Consider the following 3100-nt stretch of genomic DNA (forward strand, 5'->3'; position numbering starts at 1 on the left):
TCCTGTCCGTCTTGCTGGTGCTGCCGGTCTTGCCCATTGTGGGACGCCGGGCGACCGGTCGACAGCTGGCGGATGACCTTGAGATGATAGTCAACCCCGGACCACAGGCTGAACACGACCGAGAGCCACAGAAAATACATCCCGGTCAGATGAAAATTGATGTGCCAATAGGTGTAGTGCAGGATCAGGCTGTGCACGGCAAAGATCTGGCACAGGGTTTTATACTTGCCGAGCGCTTCGGCCTCGACAATCACCCCCGCGCCGGCCGCAATGCCACGCAGCCCGGTGACCGCGATCTCGCGCCCGATCAGCAGCACGACCAGCCAGGCCGGAACCCGTGGAAAACGGTCGAGGCTGAGCAGCATGATCAGGGCGGCCATCATCAGCAGCTTATCGGCCAGGGGGTCGAGCAGTTTACCCAGGGTGCTGGTCCGACCCTGGAGACGGGCGATATAGCCGTCAAAATAGTCGGTCCAGCTGGCCACAAAAAAGATCCAGAACGCCCACACTCCGGCGCTCGGTCCGGGGTCGGTCAGATAGTACATCAGCAATGGGATCAGGGCGATGCGGAACAGGCTCAGCAGGTTGGGCAGGTGTGACACAGACGGCATAACAGCCCCCCACATAAGCAATTTTATGTCCCAGGTCAAATTCCTGTCCCCACCGCCGGTCCGCGCGCCCGCCTTGACTCCGCCGTATCGACATGTCAGCAATGGGCCGGCGCATGGATACGACCGACTATCTGATTATCGGCAGCGGCATCGCCGGCCTCAGTCTGGCCCTCAAAGCGGCCGCCCACAGTTCGGTCACGATTGTCACCAAAGACCGCCTTCCGGAGAGCAACAGCGCCTACGCCCAGGGCGGCATCGCCTCGGTCTGGAGCGCCGACGATTCCTTTGAGGCTCACACCCGCGATACCCTCAAAGCCGGGGTCGGGATCTGTCATCCCCAGGTGGTCGAGACCGTCGTCCGCGAGGGGCCGGAACGGATTCGGGAACTGATTGCGCTGGGTACCAACTTTTCGCGTCGGAGCGACAACGGCGGGAAAGCTCTCGGTGATGACCGATCTTCATCCAGGAAGAAATCACCGCTATCTTTCGAGGCCGAGGAGTACGACCTGGGCCTTGAGGGCGGCCATTCGTACCGGCGCATCCTGCACGCGGCCGATGCCACCGGCCAGGAGATTATCCGAGCCCTGGTCGACGCCGTCCGTGGCCAGCCCAATATCCGCATTCTTGAGAACCACATGGGGGTCGATCTGCTGACCGCGGACGGCCTGGCTGGCACCGAATGCTGGGGAGCCTATGTGCTCGATCTGGAGACCAACCAGGTGGCGACCTTTACCGCCCGGGTCACCGTGCTGTGCACCGGCGGGGCGGGCAAGGTCTACCTGTACACCAGCAACCCCGATGTGGCGACCGGCGACGGAGTGGCGATGGCCTATCGGGCCGGCGCGCCGGTCGCCAACCTCGAATTTTTTCAGTTTCACCCGACCTGTCTGTTTCATCCCCAGGCCAAGTCGTTTCTGATTTCCGAAGCCCTGCGCGGCGAGGGGGCGGTGCTGTGCCGCCCGGACGGGACGGCCTTCATGGCCGAGTATGACGAGCGGGCCGAGCTGGCGCCCCGCGACGTGGTGGCCCGGGCGATTGACCGCGAAATGAAGACCCACGGCTTTGCGTCGGTCTTCCTCGATATCAGCCATCGCAGCGCGGATTTCCTGCGCCAGCGCTTTCCGGTCATCTCCCAACGCTGTCTGGAGCACGGGATTGATCTGACCCGCGAGCCGATTCCGGTCGTTCCTGCGGCCCACTATATGTGTGGCGGGGTGGTCATCGACCTGCACGGCGCGACCGCCATCCGGCGTCTGTACGCGGCCGGCGAGGTCAGCATGTCGGGTCTGCACGGGGCCAACCGGCTGGCGTCCAACTCGCTGCTCGAAGCCGTGGTGTTTGCCCACCGGGTGTTTGTCCACGCCCGGGAATTTCTGGCCACCGACCGTCGGCCGAGCCCGGCCTTTGCCGACTGGAACCCGGGTCAGGCGGTCGATAGCGATGAAATGGTCGTGGTGACCCAGACCTGGGAGGAGATCCGCCGCCTGATGTGGAACTACGTCGGCATCGTGCGCAGCGACCGACGGCTGGCCCGCGCCCAGCGTCGGATCGGCCTGATTCAGGACGAGATTCGGGACTACTACTGGAACTTCCTGGTGACCGGCGATGTGCTGGAGCTGCGCAACCTGGCCACCGTGGCCGAGCTGATTATCCGCTGCGCCCGGCTGCGCCGTGAGAGCCGCGGCCTGCACGCTACCCTGGACTATCCGCACGCCGCCGACCTCGTCTGGCAGCGGGATACGGTCGTGCGCCTGGCCGCCCCACATGGCGGCGCGAGGCAGGACACGCGCGTGGCGTTATAGCCCTCCCAACACGCGACCAGATTCAATCCTTCAGCGGTCCAGCTCAAACAGGGCCAATTGGCTGCCCTTGGGGCGCTCGCCGAGCGGGACCGGGTAGCGATCGGTAAAGCAGGCGTCACAGAAGCCGGCCTGGGACTGGGACTCTTGGAGGGCAACGTACAGGCCGTCCTGGCTCAGATACGACAGGCTGTCGGCCGTGATATAGCGACGAATCGCTTCAACGTCCTGGTTGGCGGCGATCAGCTCGCCCCGCTTGGGCGTATCAACGCCGTAGTAGCACGGGCCGACCGTCGGCGGGGAGCTGATCCGCATATGGACCTCGCGCGCGCCGGCGCTGCGGATCATAGTGATGATCTTGCGGCTGGTCGTGCCCCTGACAATCGAGTCGTCAACCACAACCACCCGCTTGTCGCGCAGGACATCGGCCTGGGCGTTGAGCTTGATCTTGACGCCAAAGTGGCGGATGGCGTCGCGGGGCTCGATGAAGGTGCGGCCGACATAGTGATTGCGGATCAGACCCATCTCGAACGGCAGGCCCGCCTGCTGGGCGTAGCCGAGCGCCGGCGGCACCCCGGAGTCGGGGACGGGGATGACGATATCGGCCTCGACCGGGGCTTCGCGGGCGAGCTGGCGACCGAAGGCCTGGCGGACCTGGTAGACGTTCTTGCCGTACAGTTTGCTGTCGGG

The 3100-nt window shown here is 64.5% G+C and carries 3 protein-coding genes; 1 reads left to right on the forward strand and 2 read right to left on the reverse strand.

The annotated features are described in order from the left end of the window. Positions 1–611, reverse strand: a 611-nt coding sequence (gene pgsA / locus J4F42_21970) for a CDP-diacylglycerol--glycerol-3-phosphate 3-phosphatidyltransferase (GenBank protein ID MCE2488191.1), incomplete at its 3' end; no start/stop codon positions are given. A gap of 113 nt (positions 612–724) precedes the next feature. On the opposite strand from pgsA, the gene nadB reads away from it, so the two are divergent. Then, the gene (gene nadB, locus J4F42_21975; GenBank protein ID MCE2488192.1) at positions 725–2413 is read left to right on the forward strand and encodes an L-aspartate oxidase; all 1689 of its coding nucleotides are present in this window, start codon (positions 725–727) and stop codon (positions 2411–2413) included. Between the two features lie 30 nt (positions 2414–2443). On the opposite strand, the gene J4F42_21980 is transcribed toward nadB, so the two are convergent. Further along, positions 2444–3100, reverse strand: a 657-nt coding sequence (locus J4F42_21980; GenBank protein MCE2488193.1) for an amidophosphoribosyltransferase, incomplete at its 5' end; no start/stop codon positions are given.

This window comes from Desulfurellaceae bacterium, from assembly GCA_021296095.1.
Taxonomy (GTDB): Bacteria; Desulfobacterota; Binatia; order Bin18; family Bin18; genus JAAXHF01.